The following is a 17,199-nucleotide window of genomic DNA, read 5'->3' as shown; positions in this document are numbered from 1 at the left end:
GCCCCGAATCTACACGGCAGTTACGATGCTCCCCCCGGCCCCCTCCAGCGCGAGCGAACCAAGGCGTAGAGGGTCTCGCTCACATCTTGTGCTTCTGCGACTTCTTCTGCAGACATGCAGTATCGCTCCAACTCATCTCGAGCGAGGCGGCCTCGCTTGTCGCCAACCGCTTCTGAACTAACTCTGGAATCTCCGTTCAGCCTGCGCGGTGATCGATCCAAACCTTATACAGGTAGCCGAATTACCTTCGCTTTCGAGCGCGCCTCTTCGCACCGACACTAGACCGTTGTCTGGCAGCCTCGCGTATATCTGCTTCAAATTCCTCAGCTCTCCGCCATTCACTAGATTTCCACTGAGACAGCCAAAACGCACCTCCCCAGATCGAGCTAAGAGATATGAGATAAAGCCACGATCGCATTCCCCAAGAGCGGTCGACTCCGCCATGATGTGAGCAGGCACCCGACAACCCAATCGAGGGTGACCCCCAACCATCTCTGCAGGCAGGCTCTTTTGCTGGCACGGCCATACCTATCAATACCAGTATCGCCAGACTTGCGAGGATCGCCCCAATCCAAATCCGATGCGATGCGATCATGTTGCCCCCTAGACTCAAAAGACCTGAATGCTCGAGATATTTCAACAAGTCGCACCTTTGAAGCAAGCCCTAGTGAAGCTCCCGCTGCCTTGCTCCAGAAAGCATCACACACATACATCTTGACTTTTGACGCCTTCATGCCTCATAGGGTTCAGATCCTATTGATGCTGGAGTGTGATGATGCTGATTGGATATGCCCGAACCTCGACCGCTGATCAGGAAGCCGGTCTGGACGCACAGAAGCGTGAATTGCTCGCCGCTGGGGCAGAGAAGGTGTTCAGTGAGCAGGTGTCCTCCATAGGCAGCCGTTACACCCTTGATGAGGCTCTGAGCTACATCAGGGACGGGGACGTCTTGATGGTGACGAAGCTCGACCGTCTTGCCCGCTCGATCCGGGACCTGATGGAGATCGTCGACACCATCCGGGAAAAGGGTGCTGAGCTTCGTATTCTCTCGATGGACCTGGACACTTCCTCGGCCACGGGGAAGTTGATGCTGGGCATCCTCGGATCAGTCGCTGAGTTCGAACGCGAGATCATGCTGGAGAGGCAGCGTGAGGGGATTGCCAAGGCCAAGGCTGCGGGGAAGTACAAGGGGCGTGCGCCGACCGCGCGAAGGAAGACTGATCAGGTCCTCGCCTTGCTCGGTGAGGGGAAGACGGAGGCGACGGTGGCCGAGGAGCTTGGGATCAGCCGGTCGAGCGTCCAGAGGATCAAACGCTCGGCCAAGGAGGCAACCTCGCAAAACCCATCGTATTAGGGGGGAATGGCGGTGCAGGGACCTCAGAACTTGCACTAGGAAAGGGAAGCCTCCGACGAGCGTCTCTCAAAACCCCGCGTTATAGAGGGAAAGGGCTGGAGTAGACGCCGAAGGCCGATCTAACCCTGCCTCGGTCAACAAGGCATGTGGCGGAGCGGTACGCTGCTCTTCCGTCCCCATCGGCCTGAAGTAGGTTGCCCCTATAGATACCAAACCAGGGTCCTCCCTAAGATATCTCTAGATATGCGTCCCAGAGACCTCTCTAGGCTGAGCCTAGGGTGATGATCACCACCACCATCACCTCCCTCAATAACCCTATCCACACTCCGCCTAAACACATCGCTTGAGGCCACCCACAGCCTCATGAAGACCTGCAACTGATCGAGTTGCGGGCAAGTTCTTCTATTCAATGACCGACAACACCAACCAAGACCTCGTTCCTCGTCATGAGGACCGAGCGTTCAACCCTGCGCGCAGATCTGCGTCCCAAGCCCTGGACAATATCGTTTCCCAAGCCATCGACGTTTTCCTCTGCCAGGAGCAACAACTCGCCCCCCTCGGAAGAGCGAGAAGCCAAGCCAATACCCAGAAGCTAGAGCTATGCACCGAGGCGCTGATCTCGGACCTCACCCACCGTGTTCTCACCATGGGCAAGATGGCTCGTGTCCATATCGGCCTTGGCGACCATGACCTTGGAGGCGCCTCCCGATACAGGCCTCCAGCCTTGGGCAAGATCACGAAAAAACTGATCGAGATGCTCTCACTCCCCGAGTCAGGGCCTTGGATTGTCTTCCATCCCCGTAGGGAGGCCGTGAACGAACGATCCAGCTTGTCTGCCGGCCCGAAGCTTCTTGCCTTGATAGAGGCAGCAGAGATCACAAAGCATGATCTGGCGGTCTCCAATGACCAGCCTGAGCTGATCGCGCTGAAGCGCTCGAAGAAGACGGACAGCGTCTGGTGGGGGCGTCCGAAGGGGACCCTCGTTGATTATCCAGAGACCGAGGACACACTTCGCATGCGTGAGGAGGTGAAGGTCATCAACGCCTATCTGGAAAAGCTCGACCTCTTTATGGTACCCGGAGGGCCGCATGTTGATCTTAGCGCACGGCCATTGCGTCGCGTGTTTTCAGAGGGCTCCTTTGCTTGCGGAGGACGCCTATGGGGCCTTCACGCCCATCCCTTCTGGTATGATCTCAAGAGTGGAAAGGAGAGTGGGATCAACGAGCGCCAAGAGTACCTGCTGATCGATGGAGAACCCATCGAAGAGGTGGACATCAAGGCCTGCTCCCTCACCATCCTATATGCTCTTGAAGGTCTCCCTCTTCCGAACCTTGAAAGCCCCTACGTTCCTCCTCAGTTCGACACACTTGTGCCAGGCGCAGAGAAACCACCCAAAGAAGCGTTCAAGCCGCTCTTCCAGGCCGCTCTCAACCGCGACCGGAGATATCCCGCCTGGGCAGAGAAAAAGCACGGAGACCTCGTGTGTTGCTCTCCTCAGGAGGCATTGGAAGCCCTAGAGGATCTCCACGCCCCGGTGGCGCACTACCTCCACAGAAGCTTCGGCCACCAAGTGATGAGGATGGAGAGCGACATTCTAGTCGATTGCCTGGTTCGCCATGGAGCTGAACTCTCAGCCTTGCCACTCCACGACTGCCTGATCGTTCCAACAAGCAAGGCGGAAGAGGCAGAGAGACGATTGAAAGAGGCCTTCCAGAGACGCCTCGGCCAAGTACCGATCATCTCCTTCAAGTAACCCAACCAGTTCACCCCTTGAGACGCCCTGAGAAACACCTCTCGGGGCGTTTCTCTATGCCTGAAACCAAGAGAAATGACCCAAGCCTACCAACATCTCGCCCACATCAACTCCAACCATGTCCTGAAAGCCGATGGGCTTCAGTGGATCGTGATGAAGACCTGCTCGCCCCATCCGGACAAGCCTCTGATGTACACCATGGGAGGACGTGAGCAGCTCTTGAAGCTCCTCCGTCGAGACCGCATCGACCCCGATATCGTCGGCCTGGCTGAGATCGCCAAGCTCCCTAGCGATGAAGAGCAGAGGATGAAACGCAGGTGTGAATTGCAGGAGGTTCGTAAGCGTTCGGTGAACCCGCCCTTGTCTAGATTTCCGGTATCGCGAGTCTATGGGCTCGCGGTCGGGTGGTAGTGCCCACTAGCGTTCATCGTGGGCATTATCGGAGAGGGACATGGCGGGAGTTACGGGGCGCCGGTATTGGAGCCTGGAAGAGAAGCGGGCGATCGTGGCGGAGAGTTTCGAAGTCGGCATGTCGATCGCTGGTGTGGCGCGGCGTCACGACATGAACGCCAACCTGATCAGTACCTGGCGCCGCGATCCGCGCTTTAACCCGAGCCTGGCCGAGGGCGCCTTGCCTGAAGCCGAGCCGGTCTTCCTGCCGGTTGAGATCGGGACCGAAGCCTTTGCGCCCATCGCCATGGGGTCTCGCACTGATGCGACTTTGCCGGCCACTGATCCACCTGCATCGCCCAGCCCGATCGAGATCGCGCTGGTGTGCGGTACGCGGCTACGCGTTGAGAGCCATGTCGAAGAAGCCGCGCTGACGCGGGTGATCCGGGCGATCGGAGCAGCAGCATGATCCCGGTTCCTGCCGAGACGCGGGTCTGGCTGGCTGGCGGGGTGACGGATATGCGCAAGGGGTTTAACGGGCTGGCCGCACTGGCCGAGAGTAAGCTCAGCGAAGATCCTCATTCCGGTCAGATCTTCATCTTCCGGGGCCGGCGCGGTGATCTGGTGAAGATCATCTGGTGGGATGGCCAGGGGGCGTGCCTCTTCTCCAAGCGGCTGGAGCGGGGGCGGTTTGTCTGGCCGTCTGCGGCCGACGGCAAGGTGGCGCTCGGCCGGGCGCAGCTAGCGATGTTGCTGGAGGGCATCGACTGGCGCATGCCGCAGCACACCTGGAGGCCCTTGGTGGCGGGTTGAAGTGTCTATAAAGTATAGACGCATATCATTGTATTTATTGTACTAAATTGCCGATTTTCGATTCACATCACGCTGCGGCTCAGATAGATGTTGAGCCCATGATCACCGCGCCAAGCCAGCTTCCCGATGACATCGACGCCCTCAAGGGCGCGGTCGGTATGCTCGAGCGCGAGCTCTATAATCGCGATCTTCTCATCGAGAAGCTCAAGCATCAACTGGCCGGACTGCGCCGCCACCAGTTCGGTTCCCGCTCGGAACGCCTCGATCAGCTTGAGATGCGGCTGGAGGACGAGGAGATCGCCGAGGCCGCTGAGGCACCAGCGGTTGGGACCGAAGTCGAGACCGGGTCAGCGCAGGCGCACGAACCGGCCAAGCCCAGCCGCAAGTCCTTGCCCGATCACCTGCCGCGTCATGACGAGATCCTCTCGCCCGGCGAGGCCTGTCTATCCTGCGGCGGCGGGCTCAAGCCGCTGGGCGAGGATATAACCGAAGAACTGGAATACGTACCGGGGCGCTTTGTTGTGAACCGCATCAAACGCCCGCGCATGGCGTGCACGTGCTGCGAGCGCATGCACCAGGCCCCACTGCCTTCACGCCCCATCGAGAAGGGCCGTCCCGGACCGGGGCTCCTGGCGCATGTCCTCATCTCCAAGTATGGCGATCACCTGCCGCTTTACCGCCAGAGCCAGATCTATGCCCGCGAAGGCATCGAGCTGGAACGCTCCACCCTGGCCGGATGGGTGGGACAGTCCGCGCGGCTGCTGGAACCGCTGGCCGAAGCCATCGGGCGCCATGTCCGCCAGGGCCAGGCCATCTTCGCCGATGATACCCCCATGAAGATGCTCGCTCCGGGCAAGGGGCGCACCGCCACCGCCCGCATGTGGGCGTATGTCCGTGATGAGCACGGCTGGTCGGGCAGTGCCCGCCCGCGGCCCATTATCGCTTCTCAACAGATCGCAAGGGCGAACATCCTGCCGATCATCTGGCCGGCTATCGCGGGTTCATGCATGCCGATGGCTATGCCGGGTTCAACCGGCTCTACGACACCGGCCAGATCACCGAGGTGGCCTGCATGGCCCATATCCGGCGTAAGTTCGTGGATGTGCAAACGGTGTCCGGCTCGGCCATCGCCCAGGAGGCGGTTGAACGCATTGCCCGGCTTTATGCGATCGAAAAGGCGATCCGCGGCAAACCGCCGGACGAACGCGCCGCGGTACGCCAGGCCCGATCAAGACCCGTGTTCGAGGACCTCGACGCCTGGCTGCAGACCCAGCTCACCCGGATATCCGGCAAGACGCCTCTTGCCGCAGCGATCCGCTATGGTCTCACGCGGATGAAAAAGCTGGAACCCTGGCTCCACCACGGCGTCACCGAGCTCGATAATAATACCGCGGAGCGCGCCATCCGACCCCTGGCGGTCGGGCGAAAGAACTACCTCTTCGTCGGCTCGCCCAGCGGCGGTAAGTCCGCGGCGATCGCCTATACCCTCATCGAGACAGCCAAGCTCAACGATGTCGATCCGCAATCCTGGCTCACCGATGTCCTCGCCAACATCGCCGACACCAAGATCACTCGCCTTGAAGACCTCATGCCCTGGTCTTACGCTCAGCGAAACTGAGCGTAAGACAGGTGCGTCGCCCCTGGTAGGGCGGGTTGGCCGGACGGTTACCTATGACCCAGGCACTGCTTCGTTTGATCGATCAGGGGATCACAGCGCTTCCAATTCATGATGCGGTCTTGGCTCCCATCTCCAAGACGGCCCAGGTGAAGCAAGCGATGATCGATGCTTACCGCGATGTGACGGGCGGTATCGCTCAGGTCGAGGTAAGATACGGACATCACCTTCAGTGACCATGGTGAGCCGTACTGAACCGCCCCGGATTTCCCGGAGGCTGTTTGGTTTGAGTGTTACGCGGCTATGCCGGTTTGATCCAGGTTTTCGTAGTAGCGCTCTTCGGCCTCGGCCGGCGGGATGTTGCCGATCGGCTCGAGTATGCGGCGGTTATTGAACCAGTGGACCCATTCCAGGGTGGCGTATTCGACCGCTTCCAGCGAACGCCACGGGCCCCTTCGGTGGATAACCTCGGCCTTGTAGAGCCCGTTGATCGTCTCGGCCAAGGCGTTGTCGTAGCTGTCGCCCACGCTGCCCACGGAAGGCTCGACGCCAGCCTCGGCGAGCCGTTCGGTGTACTTGATCGAAACGTACTGGCTGCCGCGATCGGAATGATGGACGAGCCCGCCGCCGGACATCGGGCGGCGCTGATGCAACGCCTGCTCAAGGGCGTCCAGAACGAAGGCGGCATGGGCCGAGCGGCTGACGCGCCAGCCCACGATACGCCGGGCGTAGGCGTCGATGACAAACGCCACGTAGACAAAGCCGGTCCAGGTGGCGACATAGGTGAAGTCCGATACCCATAGCCGGTTCGGCGCGGATGGCTGGAACTGGCGGTTCACCCGGTCAAGCGGGCACGGCGCGCTCTTGTCACTCCTGGTGGTCTTTACCGGCTTGCCGCGGATGGCGCCAGCCAACCCCATCTCACGCATCAGCCGCTCCACCGTGCAGCGCGCCACGTCGAAGCCTTCGCGCCGCAGCTGACGCCAGACCTTGCGCACGCCGTACACCGCGAAGTTCTCCTCGAACACGCGCCGGACCTCCACTTTCAAGGCCGCGTCGCGCCTGGCCCGTGCCGGGCGTCTGTCCGGATCGCGCCGCCGGGCGACGTGCTCGCGATAGGTGGACGGGGCGATCGGCAATACCTTGCAGATCGGCTCGACGCCGTGCACCTCGCGATGATCGTCGATGAAGGCGATCATGGCCTGAACCGGCGGTCGAGCTCCGCCTGGGCAAAATAAGCGCTGGCCTTGCGCAATATCTCGTTGGCCTGACGCAGCTCGCGGTTCTCCCGCTCGAGCGCGCGGATCTTGTCGCGATCCTCGCTCGTCACCCCGGGCCGAGCCCCGCTGTCGCGTTCAGCCTGCCGGACCCAACGGCGCAGCGTCTCCGCCGTGCATCCGATCTTCGCCGCCACCGAGCCAATCGCTTCCCATTGCGAAGCATGATCGCTCTGATGATCCAGAACCAGCCGGACAGCCCGCTCGCGAACCTCCGCCGGATATCGTGTCGTATGTCGTTCCATGATGGCTCCTCCTTCTCACAGGTTGGAGCCTCCAGGAAACCCGGGGCGGTTCATACGGCTCTACCTAGGACGCATTGTTGGGAGGGGGGTGAGGTGTTCCCCCCTCCTAAGGGCAAGCCTTGGGCACCTGAGGGACACATCTAACACATACAGTGGGTAGGGGGATGGGGTGGGTATCCCCCCACCTAACGATGCCCCTCAAGGATCCTTAGGGCTACACCTACAGTACATCCCTCGCCCCCCCAGGCCCGTTGTCCATATGTAGGGGGCTTAGGAGTTCTACGCGGATTTGCGCTTGATCCTCTGGACACTCGAACGGCTAATCCCGAGCTGTTCAGCGACGGCTGCCTCGGTCAATCCGTCAGACAGTAACCGGTGCACCTCCGGGGCCTTTCTTCGGGCAGTCGGGGCTCGTCCCTTGTACTTTCCTTCGGCCTTTGCCTTCGCGATCCCCTCGCGTTGCCGTTCCAACATGATCTCGCGTTCGAACTCGGCAACGGACCCCAGCACGCCTATCATCAAGTTGCTGGTTGCCGTGCCTGTATCAAGGTTCATCGCAAGGATGCGTAGGGTCGCTCCCTTGGACTTCACAGCGTCGATCACCGTCATGAGATCGCGGATAGATCGGGCCAACCGGTCCAGCTTGGTGACCACCAGCGTGTCGCCCTCCCGAATAAAATCTAGAGCGTCCCTCAGGGCGTCTCTCGTGGCCACTGACGAGACTTTCTCGGTAAAGAGTCTCTCTGCCCCAGCGGCACGCAAATCGCGCTCCTGAGCCTCTAGACCGGCTTCCTGATCAACGGTCGAAGTTCTCGCATACCCAACTATCATCGCACCCTCGCAAGCGTCACATAACTCTTGAGCTAATGACGCATCGAGCGTCAAAGGTCAATAAGTATGTGTGTGACGCTCGCTGGGGCGCTCTTGAGGCGGCGTCACTAGGGCAAGGTCAAGCGGTGCTTTGCGGGGCGGGCAATATTTCGCACGCATCCGCCCCCATCTGTTTTAGTGCGGTCCGGCTGGTCGGGTTGGTTGATCGTCAAGACGGCGGCCGCAACCCTAGTCGCGGACCCAGCCAGGTCATGGCGAGATACAGCCCCACGGTTACTACACAGCCCAGTATCAGGGATGGCCAAAAGCCGATGCCGCGCCGAAGCAGCGCGGGGATCAGCAGGAACATGGGCAGGGACGGCAGGACGAACCAGAAGGTGGCTTCGGCGTGGTCGGCGAGCCGGTTGGTGTCCTTCGTCTCCTGCCAGAGCCAGACCATGCCCAGGACGGAGACGATGGGCAGGGAGGCGACCAACGCGCCCATGGCCGCGCTGCGCTTGGCCGCTTCCGAAACGATGCCAACCAGGACACCGGAGATGAGGGATTTGATGACCAGCCAAAGCATTATGCGCTCCGTTCGCGAGATGGTGAAGACCGGGCTGCCGGGTCCTTCAGCCGTGGCTTGATCTGAATAGCCGCCCCGACAACCCCAGTGCAGGTTTCTCCACAAAATGCCAGGACAGCGCCGCAGCAGCCGCCGTGATCGGAATGCCTATCATGGCGAGGTGAAGCAGCGATGTTGCCCAGCCCCAATGCCAGACCAGCTGGAACAAGGGGTAGTGCCAGATGTAGAGGCCGTAGGGCCAGTCTGGCAGGCTGGAACCGGTCGGCACTCGGTCGAGCCGGGACAGCCCGACCCAGAGGACCAGCGTTGCTAGGGCGAGGTTCCAGACGATCTGTGCGGCGGGATGGTCGCCCAGGAACCAGGCCAGCGGCAAGGCTACGGCAAGGGGGATCGGGGTCAGCGGAATGCGGTCACGCAGAGTGTACGCCACCACACCCAACAGGAAGGCAGCTGCCAGCCGACTGCCCTCGATGAAGACGGCCGGTGCTTCCGGGTGCCGGAGGGCCAAATAAACAACCAAGGCTGACATCCCGAGCCACAGCAGGCTGATCGCGAGCGGCCTCCACAGCGCCCGCGTGAAGAACAGCAGTGCTGCAGCCGCATAGGCCAGGACTTCATAGCGCAACGTCCACAGCGAGGCCGAGAATTCACCCGGTGCCGGATTGCCGATAAAGACACCCGCCGGGCCACCAGAGGTGTCAGCGAAAAAGACAATGTTGGGGATGAAGAGCCATGTCTGCGCGGACTGCCAGTAAGCCGCAGGAGACAGGCCGGTTGCGACCGGGCCGAGGATCAGGACGGCCGCAAGCGAAAGAACGATGAGGGCAGGCCAGAGGCGCAAGGCTCGCGCCAGCACGAAGCGAAACAGGTTCCGCCGCCGATCCAGGCTCCCGGCAATGAGAAAGCCGGATAGGATGAAGAAGCAATTCACGGCCAGATAACCGGGAGACCAGCCCTGCAGACTGACAAGGGACTGGCTGCCAGTTCCCATCGCCACGACGAAAAGATGTTCGAGGATGACCAGGCTCGCCAAGAGGATCCGGATCGGTGTGAAACGATTATCGCGGCCCTGAAAGGCCTCGCCGATACGGATCATGCCGCTCTCCATGCACCGGATTAACGCCCCGACTAGGTTACCGGGCCGCCATCCATTAGAATAACCGGTTGAATTCGCTGTAGGCCCCGCGCGTGCGCAGCGTGACCGTCACGGCGACATCGGCCCGATTGCGCCAGAACCAGCCATGATGCCCGTCGAACTCGGCCGCGAACTCGCCGCTGTCGCCAGACTCGTTTCGCCCCTGGCGGTAGGAGATGAAGGCGTCCTGCGGGTTGTCCCCGTGCAGGTCGGAATTCAGTCCGGCCTGGTCCGTCGTCCATTCATAGATGGCGGTCCCTCCTTGCCGCATGGTCAGCTTGACCTCCGTGGCCTCACCCGGCTGGAGGGTGATGGAGATCGTGTCGCGCCATTCCGGGGCCGCAGGCTCGACCGGAGCCTCGGTCACCGGTGTGGCTTCCTCCGGCACAGCTGTTTCAGCAGGTGTGTCCTGTGGGATGACGGCAGCAGACGAGACAGCGGCTTCCTGCGGTGCCGCAGATCCGGCCTGCGCAGTTGTGGTTTCGCGATCAGCAGTCGCCTCCTCGGCGAGCTGCATCTTGATCTCGCCCATCTGGGTGAGCCCAAGGACACGGCCGATCCGGGTCGGGTCGATGCCGTATTCGGCGGGCAGGACGATGGTCACCAGAATGACGATGGCGGCTACCAGCGCCACCAGGGCGGACTTCAAAAGGCTCTCGCTGGACGGAAGATCGTCGCGGGACGGGAGTTGGGAATTGAACATGGGAAATCTCCGAAAATCTGTGTCTACGCGACGAAGTAGCCGGTGAGCTGATAGCCCATCAGGATGAAGCCGGCGCACATGAGAATGGCGTTGGCGAGGAAGGCATGACGGGCAAAGCTCGCCGTGCGCCGCCAGAAGCCCATCGCGATCAGGATCGCCGCCAGGGCCAGAAGCTGGCCGACCTCAACCCCGACATTGAAGGCCAGGAGGTTGGGCAGGAGCCCGTCCGGCGCGATGTCATAGTCGATCAGCTTGGTCGACAGGCCGAAACCGTGGAACAGGCCGAAGACCAGCGTGGCGGCCTTGGTGGAAGGCTGCACGCCGAACCAGCGCTGGAAGGCTCCCAGATTGTCCATCGCTTTGTAGACAACGGACAGGCCGATAATGGCGTCGATCAGATAGGCGTTAAGCCCGATATTGAAGAAGACACCAGCCAGCATGGTGGTGGAATGGCCGATGGCGAACAGGCTGACATAGATGCCGACATGCTTGAGCCGGTAGAGGAAGAAGACCACGCCGAACAGGAAGAGGAGGTGGTCATACCCCGTCACCATGTGCTTAGCGCCCAGATAGAGGAAGGGGATCAGATTGATGCCCGTGATCTCCTGGATATAGCCCTTGTCGCCTTCCGTGACCCCGTGGGCCAGCGCATCGCCGCCCACCAGGAGACACGCAGAGAGCGCTGCGAAGACCGCCCATAGCGACCGGTTTGAGCCCGAATTGGGCGGGAATGAAAACATGTGATACTCCGAAGTGAAGTCGGGCCGATGACCCGGCCCGGACAGGACGCCCGGACCGGATCATGAGGGGATCAGGCGAGTTCCTCGCGGGTTGCGTCGTCCGCCCGGGCCGCCTTGCCGCCCAGGAAGCTCCGGACAATGCGCAAGAGGGCCGGAAGAACCAGCAGGGTCAGCAAGGTCGACGAGGCAATGCCACCAATGACGACCGTTGCCAGAGGCCGCTGGACCTCTGCACCGGCACCGACATTGAGCGCCATCGGCACAAAGCCGAGACTGGCCACCAGCGCCGTCATCAGGACCGGGCGCAGGCGGGTTAGCGCCCCTTCCCGGATCGCCTCCTCAAGCGGTTTGCCTTCATCCATCAGGCTGCGGATGAAGCTAACCATTACGACACCGTTGAGCACCGCGACCCCGGACAGGGCAATGAAGCCCACCCCGGCCGAGATCGACAGGGGCAAGTCCCGCAGGAGCAGCGCCGCGACCCCGCCGGTCAGCGCCAGCGGCACACCGGAGAAGACCACGGCGGCATCCGCCACCGAGCGGAACAGGGCCAGCAGAAGGAGGAAGATCATGGCCAGAGCCACCGGCACGACGAGGCTGAGCCGGTTGGCGGCGGAGATCAGCTGCTCGAATGTGCCGCCATACTCCACCCAATAGCCTGCAGGCACTTCGGCCTCATTGCGGACCAGGTCCTGAACCTCTGTCACGAAGGACCCCAGATCGCGGCCACGAACATTGGCGGTGACGACGATGCGCCGCTTACCGTTTTCGCGACTGATCTGGTTGGGACCGATGACTAGCGAGATATCGGCCAGTTCGCGCAGCGGGATGGTCTCAACGTGGCCATCTTCCCTTGCCGAAAGCGGCACGTTGAGCCGCTCCAGAAGCGCAACATTGCTCCGCAAATCCTCCGGCAAACGCACGATGACATCGAACCGCCGGTCGCCTTCGAAGATTTGTCCGGCCCGCGTCCCGGCCAGGGAGGTTCGGATCACGGACTGCACGTCATCCACGGACAGGCCGTATCGGGCCAGCGCCTCACGGCGGGGCTCGATCTGCATCATGGGAAGACCGGTGGCCTGTTCCAGGGAAATGTCCCGGGCTCCTTCGACCTGTCCCATCAGACCTTCGATCCGCTGACCGATGGCCAGCAGTTCGTCGAGATCATCGCCGAACACCTTCACCGCGACATCCGCCCGCACACCGGAGAGGAGTTCATTGAACCGCATCTCGATGGGCTGGGTGAATTCATAGCGATTGCCCGGCACCTGCTGGACGGCCTCGTTTAGCTGGGCGACCAGCTCTTCACGGGGCAGGCGCGGATCGGGCCAGTCCTCACGCGGATGCAGGAGGATGAAAGTGTCCGCCACGCTGGGTGGCATCGGGTCGGTGGCCACATCGGCGGTGCCGATCTTGGACACGATCCGCTCGATCTGCGGGAAGCTCCGCAGCTGTTCCTCCAGATGGGTCTGCATCTCCAGCGCCTGACTGAGACTGGTGCCGGGAATGCGCAGCGCGTGCAGGGCGATATCGCCTTCCTCAAGCTGCGGAATGAACTCCGAGCCCATGCGGGAGGCGGCCATCCCGGCCACGACCACTAGGGCCACCGCCCCGGCCAGGACCACCCAGCGCAGTTTCAGCGCCATGCCCAGAACCGGGGCATAGAGCTTCGCCGCGCCGCGCATCAAGATGTTCGGCTTTTCCTGCACTTTGCCTGTGACGATCATCGCGACCGCAGCCGGGACGAAGGTCAGGGAGAGGATCATCGCCGAGGTGAGGGCGAAGACCACAGTAAAGGCCATCGGGTGGAACATTTTCCCTTCTACGCCGGTTAGGGCGAAGATCGGGACATAGACCAGGGTGATGATCAGCACACCGAAGAGCGAGGGACGGATCACTTCGGCGGCAGCCTCGGCTGTCTCCTTGAAACGCTCCTCGCGGGTCAGAAGGCGGCCATATTCATGTTGCCGCAAACCGAGCCGCCTCAGGCAGTTTTCGATGATGATCACCGCCCCGTCGACGATAAGACCGAAGTCCAGCGCCCCCAGACTCATCAGATTGCCGGAGACCCGGTTCTCCACCATGCCGGTGATGGTCATCAGCATGGAGAGCGGGATGACCAGCGCCGTCAGGATCGCCGCGCGGACATTGCCGAGCAGAAGGAAGAGCACGACGATGACTAGCAATGCGCCTTCAACGAGGTTCTTCTCCACGGTCTCGATGGTGCGGTCGACCAGTTCGGTTCGGTTGTAGATCGCGTCGGCCCTTATACCCGCAGGCAGGGCTTCGGCGGCCTCTTCTAAACGGATGGCCACATCATGTGCCACCTGGCGGCTGTTCTCGCCCATCAGCATGAAGACCGTACCCAGAACGACTTCACGGCCATTCTCGGTGGCGGCCCCGGTGCGAAGCTCCTCTCCCAGGATCACATCGGCCACATCCCGGATCAGGATGGGCTGGCCATTGCGATTGGTGATGACGGCAGCTTCCAGATCAGCGATGGAACCCGCCTGACCGGTCGAGCGGATCAGCAGCTGTTCGCCATTGTGCTCGACATACCCCGCGCCGGTATTGGTGTTGTTGCGGGACAGGGCCTCGACCACATCGTCCAGCGTTAGACCGTAGGCGGCCAGCTGATCCGGGTGCGGGGTGACATGATACTGGCGGACATAGCCGCCAATCGTGTTCACCTCAACCACGCCAGGCGTGCGCAGGAGCTGCGGACGGATGACCCAGTCCTGCAGGGTGCGCAGGTCTTCGGCAGTCCAGTCCAACCCGTCATCGCGTGTCGCGCCCGGTTCGATCTCCAGCGTGTACATGAAGATCTCACCCAGGCCCGTGGCGATGGGGCCCATTTCGGGGATCACCCCCTCGGGCAGCTGATCACGGACGGCCTGCAGCCGCTCATTCACCAATTGCCGTGCGAAGTAGATGTCGGTTCCGTCCTGGAATACGACCGTGACCTGGGACAGGCCATAGCGGGAAACCGAGCGGGTATAGTCCAGCCCCGGAATGCCGGAGATGGCGGTCTCGATGGGGAAGGTAATCCTCTGTTCTGCTTCCAGCGGCGAGAAGCCCTCCGCCTCCGAATTGATCTGTACCTGGACATTGGTGATGTCCGGTGTGGCGTCAATGGGCAGTCGCTGGAAGTTCCACACCCCGAGGGCCCCAAGGGCGAGCACAAGGAACAGGACCAGCCAGCGATAGCGGATCGACTGGTATATAATGGATTTCAGCATGATCCGCTCCTAGTGATCGTGGCTCGCGCCGGACTTCATGACATCCGCCGTGATCAGGAAGGCGGCCTCGCTGACATAGGTCACACCTGGGTCGATGCCGCCCAGGATTTCCGTCCATTGCGGCGTCTGGCGGCCGAGGTCCAGCATGCGGACCTCATAGGTGTCACCGAACTGGGCATAGACGACCGTGAAGTCGCGGAAGCGCTGCAGGGCGTCCGTGCGGACGGCGAGCGGCACATCGAACTCACCCACCTCGATGCGGGCGCGGATGCGTTCGCCGGGGCGCCATTGGCCATCCTCATTGGGGATTTCCACATGGGCGATGGCCCGCTGGCTCGCCGGATCGATCATCGGAGAGAGGAATTCGATCTCGCTCTCCACGCTGCGTCCGCCGTCGAAGCTGCTTACATGAACCGGCTGACCGGTCGCGACAGCGCCGAGGTCGCCGGGATAGATGAAGAGTTCTGCATGCAGCTGGCTGGGGTCAGCGACCACGAAGAGCGGTTCGCTGCCGGTCGGACCATTCAGCGTCGCCCCGCGTTCCACCACGACACCGCTGATCGGTGAGGTGACGGAATAGGTCTGCAGGCTTTCCGTGGCCGTGATGCGGGCCAGGGTCTGACCGACCTCGACGCGGTCCCCGATGCTGGCATTGAGGGCGACGACACGCCCCGGCAGCCAGCCGCGCAGCTCGGCGCGACCTTCCGGCATCAGTTCGATCTCGCCATAGACCTCGACCATCTCGTCCAGTGTCGCCGGACCGGTGACGGCTACGGCAATGCCGCCCGCTTCGGCTTGTTCCGAAGCGATCGTGGTGCGGCCCTCATACGACTCATATTGCCAGCGCCCGTTCACACCCGGCATGGAAGCTGTGACCGCCACATCGAAGGAGTGGGGTTCGGTCACCACACCATCACCGCGCAGGAAGTCTTCCTGGGGGGTGAACTCAAAGCGGTCGATCTGCCCACCCAAGCGCGTCAGTTCGATGGTCGCACTGACGCGGGTGGGATCAACCGGCTGGCCGTTGAGATAGGGGAAGAGGCGGAATTCGGGATCGACCCCGTCCTCGAAAATGGTGAGTTCCAAAGCGAAGTCGCCCTGGCGCAGCATGCGACCGCGATGCGGGCCACGCTCATACTCTTCTGCTACGGATTCACCATGGCCGCCTCCGCCGGAGGCTTCCGGGGCGCTGGGAGAGCAGGCGATCAGCGCGAGCGCCGTGGAGCCGCACAGGGCGGTCGTGAAAATGTTTCGGATGGTCATTACTCGTCTCCCATGCTCTGTGGCATGTTCGGGCTGCCGCCGGTCAGGCGTCGCAGCTGGATGTCGGACTGGTGGATGGCAAACAGGGCATCGACCGAGCGCAGCCGCGCATCGATCAGGGCCTGCTGGACATCATAGATTTCCAGGAAGGAGAAACTGCCACGGGCAAAGCCGGTCTGGGCCTGTTCCAGGGCTGCCTGCAGTGGTGGGATCACCGCCTCCTCCAGGGCCGCCAGTTCTCCGGCCGCCGCCTGACGGCGCAGGATCAGGGCTTGGACCTGGCGCTGGACCATACGCTCGCGGGCTACCAAGTCGGCATCAATCGCGGCTGCTTCGGATCGGGCCGATGCAATATTGGCCCGATTGGCATTCCACACTTGCAGCGGGATGGAGAACCGCACCCCAAGCGCCACATCATTGGAGGACTGGAAGTGACGCAGCTCAAGGCCGACATTGGCGTCCGGCACGGCGCGGGCCGTTTCCAGACCGATCTCCGCATCACTTCGGGCTCTCTGGGCTCGCAGGAGGGCGATTTCGGGCGTGTCCGGGTTCGCCGGGCTGGAACCCAGATCCCCCGGTGACACGAAGCTCTGGGCGTCCACCGTGAAGTCCGGCAGGCCGCCCCAATAGGAGGCCAGGATGGTGGCACTGGTCGCAACACGGCGCTGGGCCAGTCCGGCGTCGATCCGGGCTTCGGCCAGACGGGCCTCGATCCGGTCACGGGCCATGCGTGGGTCCCGTGCGGCCTGCACGCGACGGTCGACGATGGCGGCCAGCGCTTCCAGTGAGGCGATGCGATCTTCGGTGATGGCATGGCGCATGCGCTCTGCCTGAGTTTCGAGATAGGCCAGCTCGACTTGTTGTATCAGATCCCGCCGGGCGATCTCGGCTCGCACGACCCGAAGGTCGCGTTCCCGTTCGGCCAAGGTGGAGCGGGCTTCGCGATCACCCCCGCGCTCCCAGGGCTGCATGATACCGACAGCGGCTTCCGCCTCGTTGAAGAGGTTGCGCTCGCCTGTTCCCAGCACGCCATCGGAGGTGAAATCCAGGGTCGGATTGGGCCGCCGGGCCGCACTGTCAATGCGCTGGATACTGGCATCGATACGGGCATCGGCAGCTGTGAGTTCGGGAGCTTCGGCGAGGGCTCGCGCCAACGCTTCGTCCAGGCTCAGCATTGATGGCTGAGCCCTCTGGGCCACCGCACTGGCGGGTGCCACGAGGATTTGCATCGCGGCCAGCGCGAGCAAACATGATGAGGTTCGCATGGAAATGTGTC

General features: G+C 62.1%; 16 protein-coding genes, 1 pseudogene and 1 other annotated feature. Of the genes and pseudogenes, 7 read left to right on the top strand and 10 right to left on the bottom strand.

The window, feature by feature from the left end:
* Positions 1-775: 775 nt before the first annotated feature.
* The 5 genes from AAA969_RS04910 (at position 776) to tnpB (ending at position 4,310) form a co-directional block, all read left to right on the top strand.
* Entirely contained in the window at positions 776-1,354 is a 579-nt protein-coding gene (locus AAA969_RS04910) for a recombinase family protein (RefSeq protein ID WP_425325033.1), read from the top strand.
* Between the two features lie 409 nt (positions 1,355-1,763).
* Positions 1,764-3,107, top strand: coding sequence for a hypothetical protein (locus tag AAA969_RS04905; protein ID WP_338244222.1), 1,344 nt, complete (start codon positions 1,764-1,766; stop codon positions 3,105-3,107).
* A 75-nt stretch (positions 3,108-3,182) separates the two neighbouring features.
* Positions 3,183-3,518 (top strand): hypothetical protein, encoded by a 336-nt coding sequence (locus AAA969_RS04900; RefSeq protein WP_338244220.1) that lies wholly within the window; start codon positions 3,183-3,185, stop codon positions 3,516-3,518.
* Between the two features lie 40 nt (positions 3,519-3,558).
* On the top strand, positions 3,559-3,966 hold the full coding sequence (gene tnpA, locus AAA969_RS04895) for an IS66-like element accessory protein TnpA (RefSeq protein ID WP_338244217.1): 408 nt from the start codon (positions 3,559-3,561) through the stop codon (positions 3,964-3,966).
* The gene (gene tnpB / locus AAA969_RS04890) at positions 3,963-4,310 is read left to right on the top strand and encodes an IS66 family insertion sequence element accessory protein TnpB (protein ID WP_338244216.1); all 348 of its coding nucleotides are present in this window, start codon (positions 3,963-3,965) and stop codon (positions 4,308-4,310) included. The genes tnpA and tnpB overlap by 4 nt, the downstream gene beginning before the upstream one ends.
* Positions 4,311-4,372: 62 nt before the next feature.
* On the opposite strand, the gene AAA969_RS04885 is transcribed toward tnpB, so the two are convergent.
* Positions 4,373-4,546, bottom strand: a complete 174-nt coding sequence (locus tag AAA969_RS04885; protein ID WP_338247265.1) for a hypothetical protein — start codon at positions 4,544-4,546, stop codon at positions 4,373-4,375.
* Between AAA969_RS04885 and tnpC the strand changes: the two are divergent.
* Both tnpC and AAA969_RS04875 read left to right on the top strand, forming a co-directional pair.
* A pseudogene (tnpC, locus tag AAA969_RS04880) lies at positions 4,469-5,928 on the top strand (IS66 family transposase). The gene AAA969_RS04885 and the pseudogene tnpC sit on opposite strands and share 78 nt — an antisense overlap.
* Before the next feature lie 53 nt (positions 5,929-5,981).
* Positions 5,982-6,161 (top strand): hypothetical protein, encoded by a 180-nt coding sequence (locus AAA969_RS04875; protein WP_338244213.1) that lies wholly within the window; start codon positions 5,982-5,984, stop codon positions 6,159-6,161.
* A 57-nt stretch (positions 6,162-6,218) separates the two neighbouring features.
* On the opposite strand, the gene AAA969_RS04870 is transcribed toward AAA969_RS04875, so the two are convergent.
* From AAA969_RS04870 to AAA969_RS04830, 9 genes are all read right to left on the bottom strand, one after another.
* Positions 6,219-7,447 (bottom strand): IS3 family transposase gene (locus AAA969_RS04870; RefSeq protein ID WP_338244211.1). Its coding sequence is split into 2 segments (ribosomal slippage): positions 6,219-7,159 and positions 7,159-7,447, totalling 1,230 coding nucleotides; the frame shifts between segments, so codons are not numbered across the junction.
* Positions 7,050-7,166: a sequence feature (AL1L pseudoknot), on the bottom strand. Its footprint overlaps the gene before it by 117 nt.
* Before the next feature lie 279 nt (positions 7,448-7,726).
* Positions 7,727-8,278, bottom strand: coding sequence for a recombinase family protein (locus AAA969_RS04865; protein ID WP_338244208.1), 552 nt, complete (start codon positions 8,276-8,278; stop codon positions 7,727-7,729).
* Between the two features lie 208 nt (positions 8,279-8,486).
* Positions 8,487-8,843, bottom strand: a complete 357-nt coding sequence (locus tag AAA969_RS04860) for a DUF3147 family protein (RefSeq protein WP_338244205.1) — start codon at positions 8,841-8,843, stop codon at positions 8,487-8,489.
* A 46-nt stretch (positions 8,844-8,889) separates the two neighbouring features.
* The gene (locus AAA969_RS04855; protein WP_338244203.1) at positions 8,890-9,939 is read right to left on the bottom strand and encodes an acyltransferase; all 1,050 of its coding nucleotides are present in this window, start codon (positions 9,937-9,939) and stop codon (positions 8,890-8,892) included.
* A 55-nt stretch (positions 9,940-9,994) separates the two neighbouring features.
* Positions 9,995-10,681 (bottom strand): transmembrane anchor protein, encoded by a 687-nt coding sequence (locus tag AAA969_RS04850; RefSeq protein ID WP_338244201.1) that lies wholly within the window; start codon positions 10,679-10,681, stop codon positions 9,995-9,997.
* A gap of 23 nt (positions 10,682-10,704) precedes the next feature.
* Entirely contained in the window at positions 10,705-11,421 is a 717-nt protein-coding gene (locus AAA969_RS04845; RefSeq protein WP_338244199.1) for a HupE/UreJ family protein, read from the bottom strand.
* 71 nt (positions 11,422-11,492) lie between these two features.
* Complete coding sequence (locus AAA969_RS04840) at positions 11,493-14,660, bottom strand: efflux RND transporter permease subunit (protein ID WP_338244197.1); 3,168 nt, start codon at positions 14,658-14,660, stop codon at positions 11,493-11,495.
* 9 nt (positions 14,661-14,669) lie between these two features.
* Positions 14,670-15,923, bottom strand: a complete 1,254-nt coding sequence (locus AAA969_RS04835) for an efflux RND transporter periplasmic adaptor subunit (RefSeq protein ID WP_338244195.1) — start codon at positions 15,921-15,923, stop codon at positions 14,670-14,672.
* Entirely contained in the window at positions 15,923-17,188 is a 1,266-nt protein-coding gene (locus AAA969_RS04830; RefSeq protein WP_338244193.1) for a TolC family protein, read from the bottom strand. Before AAA969_RS04830 ends, AAA969_RS04835 begins: the two co-directional genes overlap by 1 nt.
* Between the last annotated feature and the right edge of the window lie 11 nt (positions 17,189-17,199).

The organism is Maricaulis maris, from assembly GCF_036322705.1.
Lineage (GTDB): Bacteria > Pseudomonadota > Alphaproteobacteria > Caulobacterales > Maricaulaceae > Maricaulis > Maricaulis maris_B.
Note: the sequence above shows the minus strand (reverse complement) of the source record. Positions and strands in the feature narration are given on the sequence as shown.